This window comes from Galactobacter sp. (genome assembly GCF_022712295.1).
Lineage (GTDB): Bacteria > Actinomycetota > Actinomycetes > Actinomycetales > Micrococcaceae > Galactobacter.
The window spans coordinates 1-19,936 of sequence record NZ_JALAGT010000104.1 but is presented as its reverse complement, the minus strand read 5'-3'; the positions used below and the strand labels follow the sequence as shown (position 1 = coordinate 19,936).

Sequence of the window (19,936 nt, the reverse complement as noted above, 5' to 3'; positions counted from 1 at the left end):
GGCGGGACCGGACCCGGGACGTCGGGCATGGGCGGAGGGGGAGCGCCCCAGGGCGCGCCGGGCTGCGGCCGGCCGACGCCCGCGGCGTCGTCGCCACTCGCCGTCTGGTCATCGGTGGTGCGCTCTGGATCGTTCGGCGTGCTCATTGGTGCTCCGGATGGGGGATGTGACCCCCTCAGTCTGGCGGATTAATCCCGGGAATGTGCATTCCGTGGTTCATATGGAGGGTTTGCAACGCACCGAAGTAATGGCTGCGGCAGACCATCGCATCTTCGTGGCCCCCGTCGCTAGGATGGAAGGAGGACGTGATCGGTGGCATGAACAGGCCATCGGCGCTTCAGCTCGCGGACCCTGAATGCGGCCCGCACCGACCCAAGGAGTGACATGCCCGTCGCAACCCCGGACAAGTACAACGAGATGCTCGACGCCGCCAAGAGCGGCAAATACGCCTTCCCGGCCATCAACGTCACCAGCTCCCAGTCCGTCAACGCTGCCCTGGCCGGCCTCCAGGAGGCGGGTTCCGATGGCATCCTGCAGGTCTCCACCGGCGGCTCCGCGTACTTCTCCGGTTCCTCCGTCAAGGATATGGTGCGCGGTTCCCTGGGCTTCGTGGCCTACGTCCGTGAGGTCGCCAAGTCCTACGACATCAATGTGGCGCTGCATACCGACCACTGCCCCAAGGACAAGCTGGGCGGCTTTGTGCTGCCGCTGATCGAGGCCTCCGAGGCCGAAGTGAAGGCCGGGCGCGACCCCTTCTTCAACTCCCACATGTGGGACGGCTCCGCGGAGACGCTCGAGGAGAACCTGAAGATCGCGCAGACCATCCTTCCTCGCACCGCAGCGAACCACCAGATCCTCGAGGTGGAGATCGGCGCCGTGGGCGGCGAGGAAGATGGTGTGGTCGGAGAGATCAACGACTCCCTCTACACCACCACCGCAGACGCGCTGGCCACCATCGATGCCCTCGGCGCAGGCGAGCAGGGTCGCTACATCACCGCATTGACCTTCGGTAACGTGCACGGCGTCTACAAGCCGGGCAACGTGAAGCTGCGCCCCGAGATCCTCAAGCAGATCCAGGAGGAGGTCGGAGCCAAGATCGGCAAGCCCTCCCCGTTCGACCTGGTCTTCCACGGAGGCTCCGGCTCCACCGACCAGGAGATCGCGGACGCCGTCTCCTACGGCGTCATCAAGATGAACATCGACACCGACACCCAGTACGCCTTCACCCGTCCCGTGGCCGGGCACATGTTCTCCAACTACGACGGCGTGCTGAAGGTGGACGGCGAGGTCGGCAACAAGAAGACCTACGACCCCCGCGTCTGGGGTGCTCTGGCCGAGTCCGGCATGGCTGCACGCGTGGTCTCCGCCTCCCAGCAGCTCGGCTCCGCAGGGAAGTCCGTCAAGTGAACCTCGGGGAGAACCTGCTTGGCATCCCCGCGACGTTGCTGCCGGAGAATCCGGACCTCGTGTCCCGCTACGACGCGGGCGACGAGGCCGAGGACCTGGCGCGTGCCTTCCCCGCCGAGTCGCTGCCGTGGGCGCTGATGGCAGACGACGCGTGGGCGGAGGGTCGCGAGGTCGAGTCCTACGCGTTCGCCCGCGTTGGTTACCACCGTGGGCTGGACGCACTGCGTAAGTCCGGGTGGCGCGGTCAGGGCCCGGTTCCCTACTCCCACGAGCCCAACCGTGGCTTCCTGCGCTCCTTGTACGCGCTGCGTCGGGCGGCCGCAGCCATCGGTGAGGTGGACGAGGTGGCGCGCATCGGCACGTTCCTGAACGATTCTGACCCCAAGGCCGTGGGGGCCATCGAGGGCTGATCCTCTGCGTGGTTGTTGAAGGTCCGCTCCGGCTCATGGCCGGGGCGGACCTTCCTTTGTTCCTGCGGCATTTGCCACTTTCCTCCGTTTCGTTGGTCTTCTCTCTCCATTGGGGGCGGGGTGTGTCGATTTGAGTGCGAGAGGTGGGTAGTGGCAGTCTTCATGGAAAACAGTGTTATCCATGAAGGGTTTTTCATGAAGAGGTCGTTGAACGGCTTGTCCCTCATAGCGGCGGTGGCTGTCGTGGGACTGGCCATTTCCAGCTGCTCCAGTTCCGATTCCGACGCGGAGAAGGGGTCCGCCCAGGGCGCCACCACCGAACAATCGACATCCGCGGCTGAGGCCGACGCGGGTGACGCCGGAAAGTCGCTGAAGTCGGACGTCGCCGATCATCTGCCCGAGCAGGTGGGGGAATGGAAATCGAAGGAGTCGGGCTTCGCCGGGCTTGCCGCTTGGAGCAAGGACAACGAGGCGGACTTCATCAGCGCAGACGGCACGGGGGAGTTGTCTGCCAAGAAGATGGCCAAGGGTGCTTTCACAGGGTCGACCACGCGAATTGCGACCGGGTACTGCGGCGTCGAGGATACCGATTCGCCAACCTGTTATTTGGACATCAAAGGCGGGTCGGAAATCACACTCAATGGCGTCGGTGAAGTGAGCCTCGATGACCTGGCCTCCTTCGCCAAGGGTTTCACGGAAGCGGCCGGTACCGACTGAGCTCACGCCTAGACTGGATGCGCTCCGACGTGAGGTCGGTGCGCATCCTGTTCCTTGTGTGAAAGGCGTCCTTTGGCCAAGCTCTACTTCCGCTACGGGGCCATGAACTCCGGCAAGTCCACGGGCCTGCTGCAAGCGGCGTTCAACTACGAGGAGCGCGGGCAACGGGTGCTGCTTGCCAAGCCGGGGGTGGACACCAAGGGGGATGACTCCATCGTGTCCCGGCTCGGTGTGACCCGGCCCGTTGACCTGGTGATCCATCCGGAGGACGACGTCCGGGAGGTCTTCGCTGCGGCCGCCCACGGTGACGACCCGAACGCCCTGCTGCAGCACGTGGACGTTGAACCCGTGGCGTGCCTTTTGGTGGACGAGGCTCAGTTCCTTTCTCCCGCCCAGGTGGATGATCTACTGCGGATCGCGGTGTTGGACGGGGTGCCGGTGCTGGCCTACGGCATCCGCACGGACTTCCGCACCCATGCCTTCCCGGGAGCCGCACGGTTGTTGGAGGTGGCGCACTCCCTGGAGGAACTGAAGACCATCTGCCGCTGCGGGCGCAAGGCCGTGTTCAACACCCGCCGCGTGGACGGTGAGTTCGTGTTCCACGGTGATCAGGTCGCCATCGACGGGGGAGAGGTCACCTACGAATCCCTGTGCGGATCTTGCTACCTCCAAGAATCCGGCGGAAACCTCGGATGAGCGGGTTCACGGGCGCAACGGTCGACGGCGTCTCTCGTGGAAGATGGACCTGAAGGCGGCACAGTTGGTGCCATCGAATCGACATGAGGAGCCGTTGGATGACAACTAGGTCGCTGGTGGACGGAACCGCGAACTTCCGCGACGTCGCCGCCTCTCCGGGGGTTGGCTCGAAGCGACTGAAGCCGGGAGTCTTCTTCCGTTCGGATGCCCTGGTGGCCGTCTCGGCACGGGGGCTCAAGCAGATGGGCCGGCTTGAGGTGGGGACCATCATCGACCTGCGTTCCGATCCGGAGGTCTCGGCGGCCCCGGACGTGATCCCCGACGACGTGCGCTCGGTCGGGATTCCCCTTCTGCAGGGGAGGCAGGATGCCCCTGGTGGCATCGACCTGTTGAAGCTGCCTGCGCTGGCCCAGTTGTATGCGTCCTTGTTGGAGGACAACGCGGATGATCTGGTGCGGGTGATCGGCGTTGTGGCGGAGGCCTCCGGCCCCACCCTGGTGCATTGCGCCGCGGGCAAGGATCGCACTGGCGTGGTGTCTGCGCTGAGCCTGGCCGCGGTGGGGGCGGATCGCGAGTCCATCGTGGCTGACTACGCCATCACCGAGTCCCGGCTCTCCGGTGTGTGGGAACAGGAGCAGCTTCGGCGGCTCGAGGCGCATGGGATTCCGGTGTCGGATGCGTTGAGAGAGCTGATGGTTGGTTCGCCGCCGGAGGCCATGGATGCAACGCTCGGGGTCCTGGAGGATCGGTTCGGAGGAGCGCAACAGTATCTGCTTGATGCAGGTCTGGGTGCCGACAGGCTCGAGGCGCTGAGGGCCAAGCTGCTGACATGATGCAGTCGACTGTGAGGCTTGACACATTTCATTGAACTCGACAATGATTGTGATCAGCAACGGCGCGTCGTAGGTCAAAGGAGATCGCACATGCTCAACCACGGACTCGGATCCTGGCTCACTCGCAGGCTCGTCAAGTCCGGCTCCAAGCCGGCCATCATCGCCGGGGAGCGGACCCTGACCTACGCGGACCTCGAGGAGGCAGCCTCCCGCGCCGCCGCGGCCTTCGCCGATGCCGGAGTGGGTCCGGGCGATCGCGTGGCCTACCTCGGTGAGAACTCGCCCGAGTTCGTGGAGGTACTCTTCGCTGCCGGTCGCATCGGCGCCGTGACGGTCCCGCTCAACACCCGCCTGGCTCCGGGGGAGCTGGCGTATCAGCTGGACGACGCCGGCGTCAGCGTCCTGGTGTACGACGATTCCTTGGCCGGTGCCGCCGTTCCGGCGGCGGCTACCGCCGAGACCGACGTGGCCACCTGGGATCTGGATGAACTGCACGCGCGGTCCGCCGCCGTCGGGCGTTTCGATGAGGACGTGCGCGTTGGTCTCGACGACCTGGCCGTCATCCTCTACACGTCAGGAACCACCGGGCGCCCCAAGGGGGCCATGCTCACCCACGGCAACTTGACCTCCAACTGCTTCAACGTCCTCATCGACTACGACGTGGCCTCCACCGACGTGGCGCTGATGATCTCGCCCATGTTCCATGTGGCCTCGCTGGGTATGGGCGTGCTGCCCACCCTGTTGAAGGGCGCCACCCTGGTCGTGGAGACCCGCTTCGTCCCGTCCCAAGTCCTGCAACTCGTTCAGAAATTCAAGGTCACCACGCTCTCCGGCGTCCCGACCACTTTCCAGATGCTCATGGAGGATCCGGCCTGGGACACGGCGGACCTCTCCAGCCTGCGCAACCTCACCTGCGGTGGTTCCGCGATGCCCAAGTACGTCATCGACGCCTATGCGGAAAAAGGCGTCGGGTTCACCATGAACTACGGCATGACGGAGACCTCGCCTGGTGCCACGTCCACGCCGCCGGAGTTCGCTCTGGAGAAGATCGGTGCCTCCGGGCTGCCGCAGTTCTTCGTCGACGTGAAGATCGTGGAACCGGGCGGCGATGAGCTGCCGGCCGGTCAGGTGGGCGAGATCCTGGTGCAGGGTCCCAATGTCATCAAGGAGTACTGGAACCGTCCGGATGCGGCCTCCTCCTTCGAGGCTGAGGGCTGGTTCCACACCGGTGACCTCGGTCGCCTCGACGAGGACGGCTTCCTGTTCGTCACGGACCGGCTGAAGGACATGTTCGTCTCCGGTGGCGAGAACGTGTACCCGGCCGAGGTGGAGGCCGTGCTCTCCGGCCATCCCGACCTCGCTGCCGTCTCCGTGATCGGCGTTCCCCACCCCAAGTGGGGCGAGGCTCCTCACGCCTTCGTTGTGCCGCGTGGCTCCGCGGAGATCACCGCAGAAACCATCATGGAGTTCCTGGACGGGAAGCTGGCCCGCTACAAGATTCCGCGCACCCTGACCGTGGTGGAGGACCTGCCCCGCACCGCGTCCGGCAAGATCCGCAAGAACCTGCTGAGGGACTCCCTGGCCTGAGATCAGCCCGACCACCGGGTGAGTGCGCGCTGCACCCTGGCCAACGTCGCCTCGGTGGTGGGGGCGGCCGGACGTGGCTCGACCTCGCCTGCAGCCGCACCCTTCGGTGCACTCGGCGGAGCCGCCGAGGCACGCGCGGCCTCCTGGTGATCGGCCACCGCACCCAACACCAGGTCCAGGGCGCCCCGGGCCCAGTCCTCCCGCTCGTCCTCAGCGATCCCCTGCCCGACGGCCGCCTCCCGCAGGTGCGCCAGCACCCTCACCTGGCGCGGGCGCCAGGTGAGGGCCACGCGGAGGACGTCCGCGGCGTCGGGCACCGGAAGCAAGGCCGTCGCCAGGCGGCGGCCCAACACGGGTGGGGTGGGAACGTCACTCAGGTCGACGTCGTCCAGCAATTCCTGGGTCACCGCGACCAACAGGTCCTGCTTGTCCGCAACGTGCCAGTACAGACCTCCCGGCGCGACGCCGAGCTCGCGGGCCAAACGCCGCATGGTGAGGTCTCCGAGGCCGTACTCGCGCAGGATCGTCGTGGCGGTCCCCACCACCTGTACGCGCGTCAAAGCCATATACGGAGCCTATCGGCCCGCGGCATCGAGAACGCCCTTCCAACCCGATCTGCACCGTGGGTTCCACGGGGCGTATCGGGTAGGAAGCGAAGAATCGCGCAAACGGGGGTTGACCCTGACGCGACGTGAGGGGACAGAGTGTTCACCATGAACGATTCCGAGACCAACGGACTGAGAGTCGGCGAGGCCGCGCGGGCGCTGGGAGTCAGCGTGCGCACCCTGCACCACTGGGACGAGACCGGGCTGGTCTCCCCGGAAGCAAGGACCGGCTCCGGCTACCGGCTCTACTCCCGCGCCGACATCGCGCGGCTGCAGCAGGTCCTGGTCTACCGCGAGGTGGGGATGCCGCTGGAACAGATCTCCCGCGTTCTGGCCTCACCCGGAGCAGACGAGGCGGAACACCTTCGCCGTCAACGCGACCTGCTCCTGACTCGGATCGCTCGACTGGAGGAGATGGTCTCCTCCGTGGACACACTTCTGGAGAGAAACATGACACATAACGAACTCACCCCCGAGGAACAGGCGGGCGCGCTCGGCAGCGTCTGGACCGATCCCTATCACGACGAGGCCGACATGGAAGAAGCCAAGCGGGCCCTGGAAGACCTCGAAACGGCACTGGCGGAAGGCCTGCGTGCAGGTGTGGAGCCTGGGTCGTCCGAGGCCAACGCGCTCGCCGAACGCCACCGCGCCAACGTGGGCCAGTGGTTCGACGTCAGCCATGCCAGGCAGTCGCTCATCGCTCAGGGCTACACAGCGGACCCACGCTGGACCGAGCACTACGACTCGCGCGAGCCTGGCCTCGCCGCGTGGCTGAGGGCCATCATCGACGCCAATGCTCGCGCTCACGGCGTGGACCCCGACACCGCGGAGTGGGACTGAGTCTCTGATCCCACACCGAATCCTCCCCGCCCCCGGACAAGGGTCGCCGATTCGGTGGCGTGGATCCGGGAAACGGGGAGAAGCCGTCATTCGGCGGGCTGGCCGGGCTGGCCTGGCTGACCGCCAGGGCCGCCGACCGTGAATCCGTGGTCCTCGAGCGCGGCGAGGACGTCGTCGTAGCCCAGGTCCAGCGCCGTGGCGAGGGCAGCCACCATCGGGTCCTCGCCGGCGTCGCCGGCTGCCGCATCGCCCTCTGCCGCATCGCCCTCTGGCGCCGCGCCGTCCATGCCCGACGAGCCGTCGGCGGCCGCATTGGACCCGGCGCCCTCGGTGCCGTCCCCGGAAGCGCCCGGAGCGCCGCCTTCGGCGGAGCCGGACGTTCCGCCCTGGCCCCCTCCGGCCTCGCCGCCCTGCTGAGGCTGGATGGAATCGATGGCCTCGGTCAGAGTGTCCTCGTCGATTCCGAGGGTCTTGGCGACGGCGGCGGTGTCGATGTTGTCGAAGGGTCCGCCCTGCCCGTCGGGCGCCTGACCGCCCTGACCGCCCTGACCGCCCTGGCCGGCTGCGGCCTGCCCATTCGAGGACGTGCCGGCCGACTGCGACGAAGTGTCGGTGTCCGCGGAGGCCGCGCCGGAACAGGCGGCCAGACCCACGCCGAGCCCACCGAGGCTCACGGCTACGAGTCCTGCAGTGGCGCCCCGCTTGAGCCAGCCGGAGCGCTTGGCAGCGGTCTCGTACGGCAGTTCGGTCTGGGTGGTGTCGATGTCGGGGGTGTTGGTTGAGTCGTTGTGGTTGGTCATGGTGGCGTCCTTGCTTCCGCGGTCGGGATCCAGGGGTTGGGCCCCGACGTGGCTCGTACTTGTCTGGATGCTCAACGAAGTTATGGCGCCGGTTTGAGGCGGACCCAAGAGGTGGATTCGGCTGGCCTGTGTCACGGTGAGAGGTCGCTGTCAGAGTCCCAAGCAAGGCATGTGCCACGACGGAGGGGGCGGCGCGCCCGTCATGGGTTGGAACGTTCAACCACCGCCCGGCTAAACTCAGGTTGCAAGAGCCTCTTGCCCGTCCGCCCCTCGTACGCCGCCGATTCATGAACCGGTCGTTGGTCGAGGACACTCGGTGCGGGAGGCATTCCTGTGTTCGGGGGGACCCGGACCCCGGGCCCGAACCACGGGACCGGAAACCGCCGTAGACACCATGCGGCAAACGGAGGGCAGATTCCATGCCAGCGATCGTGATCGTCGGAGCCCAGTGGGGCGACGAGGGTAAGGGCAAGGCCACCGACCTGCTGGGCGGCCGCGTCGACTACGTCGTGAAGCCCAATGGCGGCAACAATGCCGGGCACACCGTGGTCGTGGGAGGCGAGAAATACGAGCTCAAGCTCATTCCCGCAGGCATTCTCGCGCCGACCACCATCCCGATTCTCGGCAATGGCTGCGTCATCAACCTGGAGGCGCTCTTCGAGGAGATGGACGCCCTCGAGGCCCGCGGCGCGGACACCTCTCGCCTGCGCGTCTCGGCGAACGCTCACCTGGTGGCCCCGTTCCACCAGACCATGGACAAGGTCACCGAACGGTTCCTCGGCAAGCGCGCCATCGGCACCACCGGTCGCGGCATCGGCCCGGCCTACATGGACAAGGTGGGCCGTCTCGGCGTCCGCGTCCAGGACATCTTCGACGAGTCCATCCTGCGCCAGAAGGTGGAGGGCTCGCTGCGCCAGAAGAACGAGCTACTGGTGAAGATCTACAACCGCCGCGCCATCGAGGCCGACGAGATCGTGGAGTACTTCCTCGGCTTCGCGGACCGCCTGCGTCCCCTGGTGATCGACTCGGAACTTGTACTGAACAAGGCTCTCGACGAGGACAAGGTCGTGTTGATGGAGGGCGGCCAGGCCACGTTCCTGGACGTGGACCACGGCACCTACCCCTTCGTGACCTCCTCCAACCCCACGGCAGGCGGCGCCTCCGTGGGTTCGGGTATCGGCCCCACGCGCATCCAGCGTTCCATCGGCATCATCAAGGCTTACACCACCCGTGTGGGCGCCGGCCCGTTCCCCACGGAACTCTTCGACGAGATGGGCGACCGCCTTCGCGAGAGCGGCGGCGAGTACGGCGTGAACACCGGCCGCCCGCGTCGTACCGGTTGGTACGACTCCGTCCTGGCCCGCTACGCGTCCCGCGTCAACGGCTTCACGGACTACTTCCTCACCAAGCTGGACGTGCTCACCGGGCTGGAGAAGATTCCGGTGTGCGTGGCCTACGACGTGGACGGTGTCCGCCACGACGAGGTCCCCATGACCCAGTCCGACTTCCATCATGCGAAGCCGATCTTCGAGTACTTCGACGGTTGGACCGAGGACATCACCGACGCCAAGACGCTCGAGGACCTGCCGGAGAACGCGCGCAAGTACGTGCTGGCGCTGCAGGATCTCTCCGGCTGCCGATTCTCCGCGATCGGTGTCGGCCCGGATCGCGATCAGACCATCGTGGTGCATGACCTGATCGGTCCCGTCGCCGACTGATCGAAGACGTGGAACCAGGACTGATGGGACCACACTCAGGTTGGTCTCATCAGTCCTCGTTACTCTTGTCAGAACCACCGTGGTGAGTACGCGGTGATGCAGTAGCCAGGTCGCGTCCGATGACGGCGTGCCCAACGTCCAAGGAAGTGGAGCATCATGAAGATCAGTGTTGGCCAGTTCGATCCGAGCGGCGACGTCTTCGAGAACCTGGAGACCATGGACCGGCTGGCCGGTTCCGCGAAGGCGGACGGCGCCGACCTGGTGCTCTTCCCCGAGGAATCCATGCTCGCCATCCGCAAGGCTGCGGATCTCTCCGCTGCCGTGACACGCGACTGGTCCCGTTTTGTTCAGCGCCTCTCCTTCATCGCCGCGGGCCACGGGATCGCCGTGGTGGCCGGCGGCTACGAGCCCAACGGTGAAGAGAACCCGTTCAATACCGTGGTAGCCGTGGATGCCAAGGGCACCATCGTCACCACGTACCGCAAGATCCACCTCTACGACGCGTTCTCCTTCAAGGAGTCCGAGCGGATCACGGCAGGCGCCCCCGAGCAGCGGGCCGTCTTCGAGCTGGGTGGCCTGAAGTTCGGCGTCATGACCTGCTACGACATCCGTTTCCCGGAGCTGGCCCGCGACCTGGCGCTGGAAGGCGCTGACGTGCTGTTGGTCGGTGCGGCCTGGTACAAGGGCGAGCACAAAGTCGATCACTGGCGCACCCTCGTCAAGGCCCGCGCAGTGGAGAACACCGTGTGGGTGGCCGCGGCAGGCACGTCGGGTGCCGCCACCATCGGCTACTCGGGAGTCATCGACCCCATGGCGCAGCCGGTGGACTATCTGGCAGACGAGGCCGAGGGCCTGGTCACGGTGGAAGTCACCCGCAAGCGTGTGGACGAGGTCCGTGAGTTCCTGCCGGTGCTCGCGAACCGCCGCATCGGGGTCCCCGCTCCCGGCGACGCCTGAGCCTTTCGGATTACCCCCCGTTTCCACGTTCAGCCACCGATTTCGTGTTCAGCCCCAGTCGTACGACTGGGGCTGAACACGTTTTGAGGGGTCAATCTTCAATCGAGGGGCGGAACGTCCCATGCCCGACGACGGGGCGCGGCTCTCGCGCGCCACTCACCAGCGGCGCAGCGAAGATCACCAGCGGCGCAGCGAAGATCACCAGCGGCGCGAGGAGCGTTCCGCCCAGCCCTTCAGGCCGGTGAGGTTCACGCGACTGCCGTCGGTCAGTACGGCCGAGCCGCTGAACTCTCCGAAGGCCTGCAAACAGGTCTCGTTGATGAGCCCGGACTTGCTGGTCACTGTGCGCGTGTGAGCCGGTTTCAGGGTCGCATCGATCCAGGAACCTCGCGCATGCCACGGCGCGGACTTCGCGTCGGAGTTCAAGGCGGGAGCGTCCCAGGTGACCTGCGGGCGCGGGCCGTTCAACTTGCCATTGATCACGAGTGCGTTCTCCGCGACGTCCGAGGACGGCCCGGCGGGGCCCTCCGTGAGGACGAGACCCACCCGTCGGCCATCAGAGGTGATCCCGCCCGCGCAGGCGCGCAGAGACTCGGTGCGGCGAGGCAACAGGCCGCGGCCACGCTCCAACGTGGCGAAGGAGGGGGCGTCCACCAGGACGTCGCGCCCGTCCAACACCACCAGGCCGGTCACCGGCAGCGCGGGACCGGTGACGGTATAGCGGAAACGGTCGCGACCCAGCGACGTGGCCATCGACAGCGATTCCGTGTGAGCGTCCACCTCCAGGACCGTGGACACGCGCTCGGTCTCCGCACGCAGAACGGTGCGATTCTCCCCGGCAGCATCGAAGCGCACGGAGAGTCCGTCCAACGTGCCGTGAGCAAAGAACGGCGGGACCTCACCCGGCAACACCATGGCGTCGGCGGGTCGGGCGAACTTCACGGACTCGTGTTCCGCGACCGCCCCCGTGGCTCGGTCAAGGCAGAAGACCCTGACCAGGGCAGCGACGTCCAGGTCTGCCAGCGTCAAGATCAGGAAGACATCATCGGTGACCACGGTCCAGCGATCCCAGGCCTTGGCATGCCACCCGTGACGCAACCCGCGCGGCAGATTCTCGGTGTTGTGCAGCGGTCTGCGGGAGAAGCCCAGGGCCGCCTCGACGAGTTTCCCTGAGGGGGAAACCAACTCGGTCTCAGAGGTGATCTCACGCATGGACCGATTCTAGGACAGGGCCGTGTGCTCGTCGCATGCGTGACCTGTGCCGTTGCCAGGGCGTCCACGCTCTGGTCAGCGGCCGGCGTCGTACTCGCCCCAGCGCGCTTCGTTGGGAATGCGCCTCAGGGCGGTTGATCCCACGGCCACGAGCAGGGAGAACAGGCACAATGCTGCCCCAAAAGCCAAGGTCGTGAATCGCCCGGGTCCGGCCAGGCCGAATCCGGCCACGACGGGTGCGGCGGGCATGGCGAGCATGGCACCGAAATTGACGACCGCAGAGACCTTCCCCATTCTGTGCGCCGGGGTGACGGTCATGATGTAGCCGAGGATTCCGGCATTGAGGGCGGGGACCCCCAGGACGGCAACGGCGATCACCGGGACGATCCCCGCGAGCGTGTTCAGCCCCGGGAGGGTGGCCGCGCAGAGGCAGGTCAGCAGCAAGGCGGCCAGGGTGAGCCGTCCCGTGGCGAACCTGGTCACCAGCGGGGTGGCGAGCAGGGCTCCGATGAGCATTCCTACTCCCATGGCGCCGGAGACGACTCCGATGGCTGCAGGGTCGCTACCGCTCATCTGCAGGGCGTAGATGACGGTGGTGGTGGTGATGCTCCAGCCCAGATTCACCAGGACGGCCATAATGATTCCGGCCCGTAGGTCGGGGCGGTGCCAGAGCCAGCGTAGGGTCTCGCCGTATCCGCGTTCGGCGGCCGCGGTCGAGGGGGCGATGGGGAGCTCGCCGGGTTGGGCCGCCGTGGTCCGGCCCATTCGGGATGTGTCGTCGGATTCGGGTGCCCGACTCCTCGCCTGACCGCTCCGGCCGGAAACGGCACCGAGAGCCCGCGCGGCGAAGATGGTGGCCACTCGAGTCACGGCCACGCCTGCGGCCGCAATCCACATGCCGAAGCCGAGCAGGATGCCGCCCAGCGGTGCTGCGGCGAGGGAAACCACGGCGTCGCGCCCCTGGTTGGCGCTCTGCGCCCGGCCGATCAGCGCGGCAGGCACTACGTCCTTGAGCGCGGCATCGGAGGCGGGTGCGAAGTAGCCACCGGCCAGGCCCAGGAACACGTTCAGGACCAACAGGGTCCACAGCCCCATGAATTCCGCGAGGATGAGGCCGAGCAGCACCACGCACAGGGCCAGCTGCACCAGCCCACCCATGACCATGAGCCGTGGACGTTCGTGCCGGTCGGCGGCGGATCCACCGGGGAGGGTCGCGCAGATCCGGGCCAGCACGCCGCAGGCGGAGATGAGGCCGGCTTGGGCCGGGTCGCCGGTGACGCTCAGGCTGATCAGCGGCATCACGAAGCCGGTGATGGCGCCGCCGAACTGGCTGGCGGTGTCTGCAGTGAGCCAGCGGCGATACCCGGTCGAGGCCCACAGCCGCGTGGGCTGATCAAGGGTGGTCATGACGATCAGAGTAAATGCACAATAGAACTTGCGCAACAGAACTTGCGCAAAGAAATTTGACTATCTGTCACCATCGGAATCAGGGGCGGATAGGCTGGCCATCGTGACCAAGGAGAACCCCCAGCAGTACGCGACCATGTCCACGGACGTGCTCAAGGCGATGTCGCACCCCATCCGCCGTCACATCCTCACCACCTTGGGACAATCCGGGCCTGCCAGGGCCGCCGATCTGGCCGAACGTCTGGGGGAACCCGCGAATCGGCTCAGCTTCCACCTGCGCACCCTGGCCTCCGCAGGGTTGATCGAGGAGGCCCCGGAGCTGGCGCGCGACAAGCGGGACAGGGTCTGGAAGACGGTGGGAGGGGCCCGCACCATCGGTTCCCCCGAGGCTCCCATGCAGGATCGCCAACTGGGGATGGCGGTCATGGCGGGGATCATGCAGGACCACCAGGACCTGCTCGCCCGGGTTGCCGCCTACGCGCCGAAGTACTCCACGGGGGAGGATCCCACCATCCGTGGAACCCTCACCGACTACACCCTCCGCCTGTCAAGACCACGTTTCGAGGAACTTCTCCAGCGCATCAATGAGGTGGTGGATGAGTTCAGGGAAGACGCGAGGAAGGCCAAGGAAGCCGGCACGGAGACCGATCTGCTTGGCTGGAACATCCTGCTCGCCGCAGCCAGTGAGGAGATCTGAACCCATGACCGAACAGCTCGACGCCGCACCGCTCGAGGGCCTCATCGTGGCCGACTTCTCCCGTGTCCTGGCCGGCCCACTGGCCACGCAGACCCTGGCGGATCTGGGCGCCAGAGTCATCAAGGTGGAGCGGCCGGGCTCGGGGGACGATACCCGTTCGTGGGGGCCGCCGTATTCGGACAACGGCACTGCGACGTACTTCGAGTCCGTGAATCGGAACAAGGAGTCCATCACGCTGGATCTCTCCGACCCGGGGGACCTCGCCACCGCCCGCGCGCTGGCCCTCAAGGCTGACGTCCTGGTGGAGAACTTCAAGGTCGGGACGCTGGAGAAGCTCGGTCTGGGTCACGAGGACCTCGCGAAGCGGAACCCGGGCCTCATCACGGCCTCCATCTCCGGGTTCGGTTCGGCCGGCGGGGCGGCGATTCCCGGCTACGACTTCGTGGTGCAGGCCGTGGGCGGACTCATGCACGTCACCGGCACCGCCGACGGCGACCCCATGAAGGTGGGCGTGGCGCTCGTGGACGTCCTCACCGCCAAGGACGCAACCATCGGTATCCTCGCCGCGCTTCGTCGCCGCGAGTCCACAGGGACGGGCGCGCACATCGAGGTCAACCTCCTCTCCTCCCTGCAGGCCGGCCTCGTCAACCAGGCCCAAGCCTTCCTCGGCGCGGGCAAGGAACCCTCCCGCCTCGGCAACGTGCACCCGTCCATCGCGCCATACCAGTCCCTGCACTGCTCCGACGCCCCACTGGCCGTGGCCTGCGGTAACGACGGCCAGTTCGACAGGCTCTGCGCGGAACTTGGGGTCCCCGATCTGGCCTCTGACGAACGCTTCGCTACCAACCCGCACCGCGTTCGGCACCGCGAGGAACTTCAGATCCACCTCGAGGACGCGCTCGCAGCCGATACCGCAGCATCTTGGCAGCGACGGCTCACCGCCGTGGGTGTGCCCGCTGGAAAGGTCGCCACGATCGGTGAGGGCGTGGACTACGCGCAAAGCCTCGGTCTGCATCCGGTGCTTGAATTGCACGACGCCGAGGGCGCGCCGGTGGCGCGCGGCGTACGCAATCCGGTGAGCTGGGACCCGCCCATCCCGGTCCCAGCACGGGCTGCGCCCGCGCTGGGAGCCGACAACGAGGCCGTCGGGCATTGGCTACGACAGTGATAGGTTCGCTGGGGCGCCAAGCCCACGAAATCGGAGCAAGGAGGCGCCCATGAGCACCCGCCCCACACCGCGAACCTCGCTGCGGCGGCGTCAGCCCGAGACCGTCCGGGCGCGCCCCGGAACCTTTCCTGACAGCATTCGGATCACCCGTTTCGAGAACGGGCACGAACTCAGCGCCACCATGGTGGACCCGGCGGACCAGACCGAAGCCATCGCCCGGGCGTTGCGTGAGGCCGCGGGGGAAGACCTCATCGAGTCGGCGTTCGCGCCGGTCTCGGAACCGCAGGATGCCGAGGCGGACACGCTCAGCGATGGCACGCCGACCAATCGACTCGTGGTGCTCAGCTTCGACCATCCCACGGACGGCCAAGTGGATCAGTTCTCGGAACTCTGGGACCTGCATCCCCTGTTGGTGGAGGACCTCAAGCGCGCCGGACAGCGGCCCAAGCTGGAACGTTATGACGGGGTGCTGTTCGTGGTCACGCGGGCGGCGGCCTACGTGGACTCCGCCGAGGACGTGGTCTTCACCGAGTTCCACCTACTGGCACGCGACAACGTGGTGGTCATCATCCGGCAGTCCACCGAGCAGGGTAGCGAGGATTTCGTCGAGTATCTGGGCCGCGTGCCTCGCGATCCCGAACTGCTGCGGCTCGGTGCCGAGGCCGTGGTCCATTCCTTCCTGGACGCCGTGGTGGACGGCTATTTCCCTGTGCTGCAGGGGCTGACCGTGGACCGCGAGCAGATCGAACGGCAGGTCTTCGACGGGCACCGCGGAGTCACCGAACGCGTGTACCGGCTGAGCAAGGAGGTCATCGACCTCCAACATGCCGCAGCCCCGTTGCGCGACGTCCTTGGCTCCTTGCGCTCCGGCTTCGGCAAGTACGCCATTCCCGATCCGCTGCGCGCCTATCTGCAAGACGTCACCGATCACCTCTCGCGCGTGAACACGTCCGTCACCGAATTGCGCGAGGCCCTGAATCAGATCCTCCAGGTCAATGCCACGCTGGTGTCCGCGCAGCAGAACGAGGACATGAAGAAGATCTCCGGCTGGGCGGCCATCCTGTTTGCGCCGACCCTGATCGGGGCCATCTACGGCATGAACTTCGACGTGATGCCGGAACTGCATTGGGCGTTCGGGTACCCGCTGGCCATCGGGGCCATGGTGGTGCTTGCCGCAGGTCTGTGGGCCTGGTTCAAGAAGCGTCACTGGATGTAGTTCGTCCCAATGCCCGACGAGCGCGGCTCGGCTTGGCGACGTACGTCGCCGAGTTTGTTTCCGACGTGTTTGCCGCGTTGGTTCCCACGCTCAGCGCGGCAAGGTCTCATACGCTTGTAGCGCGCGTTTCCTGGTGAAGGGCAGGTCGACGATCTGGGGCGTTGCACTCATGGGCGCCCAGCGGGTGACATAGCGGCCATGGGGGTCGAACTTCTTCTGCTGCAGCTCCGGGTTGAAGATGCGGAAGTAAGGGGCGGCATCCGCACCGCAGCCGGCCACCCATTGCCAATTGAACGGGTTGCTGGCCTCGTCGGCGTCAACCAGGGTGTCCCAGAACCAGGCCTCACCGATACGCCAGTCCAGGAGCAGGTTCTTCGTGAGGAACGATGCGGTGACCATCCGCACCCGATTGTGCATGAACCCGGTTTGCCACAGCTCCTGCATGCCTGCGTCAACCAGGCCGAACCCGGTGGTGCCGGATTGCCAGGCCTGCAGCTCGTCACCGTCTGAGCTGCGCCAGGGGAAGGTGTCGAAGCGTTGATTCAGGTTGTGCGTATGCAGGGGACCGAAGTGGAAGTCGGTGTGTTTGGCGAACTCCCGCCATCCCAGCTCGGAGAGGAACAGGCTCGCGTTACCTTGCTGGGAGTGTTCGTGGTGCCACACGCTGCGCGGACTGATCTCACCCCATCTGAGATGCGGTGACAGTTCTGACCCAACCTCTTTGTCCGGGAAATCCCGTTGTGAATACTCGGCTAAGCGGTGGTGGAAGAACTCCTCCAGGGCTGCACCGGCTGCGGCCTCTCCGGGGGTCCAGCGGGCCTTGAGCCCGGCAGACCAGTCCGGGGCCGTGGGAAGCAGATTCCACGAGGTCAGGGAATCGCTGGGCAGTGTGTCTGCTCCTCTGGCCACCGGCGGCGGTACTGGTAGCGGGGAGGCCGGTACCGGGGCAGTGGCGCACGCACGCCAGAACGGCGAGTGGACCCGGTAGGGGGATCCTTCCTTGGTGGTGATGTTCCAGGGCTCGAAGAGCAGGTCGCCGGGAAACGAATTCACGGTGATGTTCTTCGCACTCAAGGAGCTCTTGAGGGTGGCATCATGGTGCCGGTTTGCGCCGTAGCGGCGGTTCCAGGTGACTCTTTCTGCCGCGCATTCCTGGGCCACCCGACTCACTACCTGGTTGGCCGGTCCGCGCCGCAACACCAGCTGGATGTCCAGCCGCTCCAAGGAGCCGGTCAGTGCTGACAGCGAGTGATGCAGCCACCATTTGGCGGCCGCTCCCAGCGGGCGGCAGTGATCCGATTCCTCGTCGAGAACGTAGAGCGCCACCACGCCCTCCCCGTCCTGCACCGCAGCGCTGAGTGCCGGATGATCGCTGACGCGCAGATCGTCTCGGAACCAGACCAACGTGCTCATCAGAGATCACCCCTAGGAGTAGAAAGTATCTAAGAGTTTACTATATGCCAAATCGGCTCGATGTGGCGTACTATTTATCGCATGGCGAACGCAGACGAGACGTTTGATCCAGACCCCGTCGCAGCAGGCATGTATCAACTGCGTTCCGCCGACTCGGAGAATCCCGACTCGCAGGCAGCAGACCTTGATGCGGAAGAGCTGGAGCAGATCGACAGGCTCATGCGAGCTCTGTCCGGGCTGCGAGATGCTGAGCGGGGCATCCTGGAAGCCTCGGAACAGTACATGAAACTCAGCTCCCAGGACATGCGAGCGCTGCATTATCTGATTGCTGCCAAACGCCTTGACCAAGTCGTCATCCCGAGCATGATCGCAGCACATCTGCACATTTCCGCCGCCTCCACCACCAAGCTGCTCAACCGGCTGGAACGCGGTGGGCATGCGGTCAGGCGGATGCACCCCACCGACCGACGCTCCTTTGCGATCGAGATCACCCCGGAGACGGAAGCCTTGGTCAGGCGCACTGTGGGTAGGCAGCATGCCAAACGAGTCAACGCGGCCATCCGCCTCACTTCCCAGGAACGCGAGGTCGTCATCCGCTTCCTCAACGAGATGACTGCAGAGATCTCCCTGGGCAAGGGAGGATGGGGCGCCTGACCCTGGCGTGTTCGGATCCCTGGTGGACTCGGACTGTGAGTACCGCCTCAGGGGGCTAACCGGGCTCCTCGGCGCCGGAGGGTGCGTCCTGCCCGGACTGCTCGGCGACCAGGTGGGCACGGAAGGAGATCACGAAATCTCGTAACTGATACCCCTGCACCAAGGTATTGAAATGATGCGCGGGTGGGCTCTCCATGACGGCACCGGCCCGGAGCAGGGCATGCACCAGCGCATCCGTCTCCAGTATGGCCAGATGCGAACCAGGGCAACGATGATCGCCGTCACCGAAACTCAGGCCCGTTCTCTCGGACGCGCTCAACGACCGTTCGGGACAGAACTCCAAAGGGTCCGGCGTGAAGACCGTGGCATCGGTATTGGTCGCTGCGACGTCGATGTCCACCATGGTTCCGGGCTGATGGGGACAACCACCACCCGACTTCTGTACGCGGCGGTAAAGATGAGACACCGGTGGGTTCAGCCGGATGATCTCTTCCAGGAGCCGGAAGCGTTCCGCGGACGCGGAGCCAAGATAGCGGCGCCGCAACGCGGCGTCGTCGAACATTCTCAGCATGACCAGACTCATGAACTCACGCGTGGTCACCATCCCGGCGGTGCCATAGGTGAGACATTCCATGAGCACCTCCCGTGGCCGGTACCCCTTCTCCAACAGATGAGTGATGATGTCCTCCTGCGGATGCGCGCGGTGGCGCCTGATGGCGGGGCGGACGTCTTGCAGATAGAAACTCATCAAGGGCAGCAGGGCCCCATGCGCCGCCCTGATCCACTCCTTGCTGGAGCGTCCATGATCCGGCAACGTGTGATCCACCGGCGGTTGGCGCAGAAAGGCTTCCAGGCGGCCTGCAAGGTCCTCGGTATTCCCGGCGGTCAGCCCCACGATCTCCGAGGCCACCCGCACGGAGAAATGCAGGCACAACTCATCCAGCACACATGTCGGGGCCACCGCGGCCTTGGCCACGAATTGCTGGGCGGTCTGCTCAATGAAGGCGCCGTGACGACGCCTCAGGTTGTTGGCGCTGAAGAAACGTGCCAACTCCTTGCGATGCTGGTCATGAGTTGGGCCGTTATCGAACAGAATGGGCCTGCGTGAGAAGAGCCGGGCCGGAATGCGTTCAGAGGTGAAACCCGCCTGAGAGGTGGACTGCTTGGAGCGAAGCAACGCCTGCACGGGCCGCAGCTGTCCCAGTCGCACCACCTTCTGGCCAGCGGCGTCGGGTGCGCGGTGATTGCCCTGGGCCGCCTGTGTGCCTTCGGCGTTCTGCGCTGCCGCGGCTCCCGACCTTCCGCGTGGCGTCCTCACTGGTCACCTGCGGTAGCGGACCCGGTACGGGCTGTCTTTCGTTTCCAGGGAAGCGACCGCTTGGACCTGCCTTCCGCAGTACCGGTGATGCGGGCCACCATTCCGGAGAAGATGAGTCCGTGGAAGGGAAGGACCGCGAACCAGTACAGCCGACCACTGAGCCCGTGGGGGAAGAAAATGGCCCGCTGGTCATACCGGGTGTGGCCCTGCTGGAGGGAAGCACTGAGTTCAAGCCAGGCCGTCCCCGGCAACTTCATCTCCGCACGCAAGCGCAACCTGCT

20 protein-coding genes are annotated in these 19,936 nt (G+C 66.0%); 13 read left to right on the top strand and 7 right to left on the bottom strand.

Going from position 1 to position 19,936, the window contains the following annotated elements:
- The first annotated feature begins 384 nt into the window (after positions 1-384).
- The 6 genes from fbaA to menE all read left to right on the top strand — a co-directional run bounded on the left by fbaA (position 385) and on the right by menE (position 5,650).
- Positions 385-1,407, top strand: coding sequence for a class II fructose-bisphosphate aldolase (gene fbaA / locus Q0A15_RS07945; RefSeq protein WP_291278988.1), 1,023 nt, complete (start codon positions 385-387; stop codon positions 1,405-1,407).
- Positions 1,404-1,817, top strand: coding sequence for a DUF3151 domain-containing protein (locus Q0A15_RS07940; protein WP_291278987.1), 414 nt, complete (start codon positions 1,404-1,406; stop codon positions 1,815-1,817). The genes fbaA and Q0A15_RS07940 overlap by 4 nt, the downstream gene beginning before the upstream one ends.
- Positions 1,818-1,967: 150 nt before the next feature.
- The gene (locus Q0A15_RS07935) at positions 1,968-2,534 is read left to right on the top strand and encodes a hypothetical protein (protein ID WP_291278986.1); all 567 of its coding nucleotides are present in this window, start codon (positions 1,968-1,970) and stop codon (positions 2,532-2,534) included.
- Positions 2,535-2,606: 72 nt separating this feature from the next.
- Positions 2,607-3,230: a thymidine kinase gene (locus Q0A15_RS07930; RefSeq protein WP_291278985.1), complete on the top strand. Its 624-nt coding sequence runs from the start codon at positions 2,607-2,609 to the stop codon at positions 3,228-3,230.
- 98 nt (positions 3,231-3,328) lie between these two features.
- Positions 3,329-4,063: a tyrosine-protein phosphatase gene (locus tag Q0A15_RS07925; RefSeq protein ID WP_291278984.1), complete on the top strand. Its 735-nt coding sequence runs from the start codon at positions 3,329-3,331 to the stop codon at positions 4,061-4,063.
- A gap of 90 nt (positions 4,064-4,153) precedes the next feature.
- A complete protein-coding gene (menE, locus tag Q0A15_RS07920) occupies positions 4,154-5,650 on the top strand; it encodes an o-succinylbenzoate--CoA ligase (protein ID WP_291278983.1) in 1,497 nt (498 codons plus the stop codon).
- 2 nt (positions 5,651-5,652) lie between these two features.
- Here menE and Q0A15_RS07915 read toward each other — a convergent pair whose 3' ends face one another.
- Positions 5,653-6,216 (bottom strand): TetR family transcriptional regulator, encoded by a 564-nt coding sequence (locus Q0A15_RS07915; protein WP_291278982.1) that lies wholly within the window; start codon positions 6,214-6,216, stop codon positions 5,653-5,655.
- Positions 6,217-6,363: 147 nt separating this feature from the next.
- On the opposite strand from Q0A15_RS07915, the gene Q0A15_RS07910 reads away from it, so the two are divergent.
- Positions 6,364-7,095 carry a MerR family transcriptional regulator gene (locus Q0A15_RS07910; RefSeq protein ID WP_291278989.1) on the top strand — a complete coding sequence of 244 codons (732 nt, stop codon included), beginning with the start codon at positions 6,364-6,366 and terminating at the stop codon, positions 7,093-7,095.
- 86 nt (positions 7,096-7,181) lie between these two features.
- Here the strand turns inward: Q0A15_RS07910 and Q0A15_RS07905 are convergent, their stop codons facing one another.
- Complete coding sequence (locus Q0A15_RS07905) at positions 7,182-7,895, bottom strand: hypothetical protein (protein WP_291278981.1); 714 nt, start codon at positions 7,893-7,895, stop codon at positions 7,182-7,184.
- A gap of 419 nt (positions 7,896-8,314) precedes the next feature.
- Here Q0A15_RS07905 and Q0A15_RS07900 point away from each other — a divergent pair, with 419 nt between their 5' ends.
- Positions 8,315-9,613, top strand: coding sequence for an adenylosuccinate synthase (locus tag Q0A15_RS07900; protein ID WP_291278980.1), 1,299 nt, complete (start codon positions 8,315-8,317; stop codon positions 9,611-9,613).
- A gap of 156 nt (positions 9,614-9,769) precedes the next feature.
- Complete coding sequence (locus Q0A15_RS07895; RefSeq protein WP_291278979.1) at positions 9,770-10,570, top strand: carbon-nitrogen hydrolase family protein; 801 nt, start codon at positions 9,770-9,772, stop codon at positions 10,568-10,570.
- 198 nt (positions 10,571-10,768) lie between these two features.
- Here Q0A15_RS07895 and Q0A15_RS07890 read toward each other — a convergent pair whose 3' ends face one another.
- Together Q0A15_RS07890 and Q0A15_RS07885 are read right to left on the bottom strand one after the other, a co-directional pair.
- Positions 10,769-11,782 carry a DUF2804 domain-containing protein gene (locus Q0A15_RS07890; RefSeq protein ID WP_291278978.1) on the bottom strand — a complete coding sequence of 338 codons (1,014 nt, stop codon included), beginning with the start codon at positions 11,780-11,782 and terminating at the stop codon, positions 10,769-10,771.
- A 75-nt stretch (positions 11,783-11,857) separates the two neighbouring features.
- The gene (locus Q0A15_RS07885; protein WP_291278977.1) at positions 11,858-13,189 is read right to left on the bottom strand and encodes an MFS transporter; all 1,332 of its coding nucleotides are present in this window, start codon (positions 13,187-13,189) and stop codon (positions 11,858-11,860) included.
- A gap of 103 nt (positions 13,190-13,292) precedes the next feature.
- Here Q0A15_RS07885 and Q0A15_RS07880 point away from each other — a divergent pair, with 103 nt between their 5' ends.
- The 3 genes from Q0A15_RS07880 to Q0A15_RS07870 are packed head-to-tail and all read left to right on the top strand — an operon-like array spanning position 13,293 to position 16,270.
- Positions 13,293-13,886, top strand: a complete 594-nt coding sequence (locus Q0A15_RS07880; RefSeq protein WP_291278976.1) for a helix-turn-helix domain-containing protein — start codon at positions 13,293-13,295, stop codon at positions 13,884-13,886.
- 4 nt (positions 13,887-13,890) lie between these two features.
- Positions 13,891-15,054: a CaiB/BaiF CoA-transferase family protein gene (locus Q0A15_RS07875; RefSeq protein ID WP_291278975.1), complete on the top strand. Its 1,164-nt coding sequence runs from the start codon at positions 13,891-13,893 to the stop codon at positions 15,052-15,054.
- A 49-nt stretch (positions 15,055-15,103) separates the two neighbouring features.
- Positions 15,104-16,270, top strand: a complete 1,167-nt coding sequence (locus tag Q0A15_RS07870; protein WP_291278974.1) for a magnesium and cobalt transport protein CorA — start codon at positions 15,104-15,106, stop codon at positions 16,268-16,270.
- Between the two features lie 90 nt (positions 16,271-16,360).
- On the opposite strand, the gene Q0A15_RS07865 is transcribed toward Q0A15_RS07870, so the two are convergent.
- Complete coding sequence (locus Q0A15_RS07865) at positions 16,361-17,683, bottom strand: deoxyribodipyrimidine photo-lyase (protein ID WP_291278973.1); 1,323 nt, start codon at positions 17,681-17,683, stop codon at positions 16,361-16,363.
- 81 nt (positions 17,684-17,764) lie between these two features.
- Here Q0A15_RS07865 and Q0A15_RS07860 point away from each other — a divergent pair, with 81 nt between their 5' ends.
- On the top strand, positions 17,765-18,337 hold the full coding sequence (locus Q0A15_RS07860; protein ID WP_291278972.1) for a MarR family transcriptional regulator: 573 nt from the start codon (positions 17,765-17,767) through the stop codon (positions 18,335-18,337).
- 55 nt (positions 18,338-18,392) lie between these two features.
- On the opposite strand, the gene Q0A15_RS07855 is transcribed toward Q0A15_RS07860, so the two are convergent.
- Together Q0A15_RS07855 and Q0A15_RS07850 are read right to left on the bottom strand one after the other, a co-directional pair.
- Positions 18,393-19,655, bottom strand: coding sequence for a cytochrome P450 (locus tag Q0A15_RS07855; RefSeq protein WP_291278971.1), 1,263 nt, complete (start codon positions 19,653-19,655; stop codon positions 18,393-18,395).
- Positions 19,652-19,936 (bottom strand): DUF2867 domain-containing protein (locus Q0A15_RS07850; RefSeq protein WP_291278970.1); only part of this gene is annotated, 285 nt, incomplete at its 5' end. The genes Q0A15_RS07855 and Q0A15_RS07850, both read right to left, overlap by 4 nt.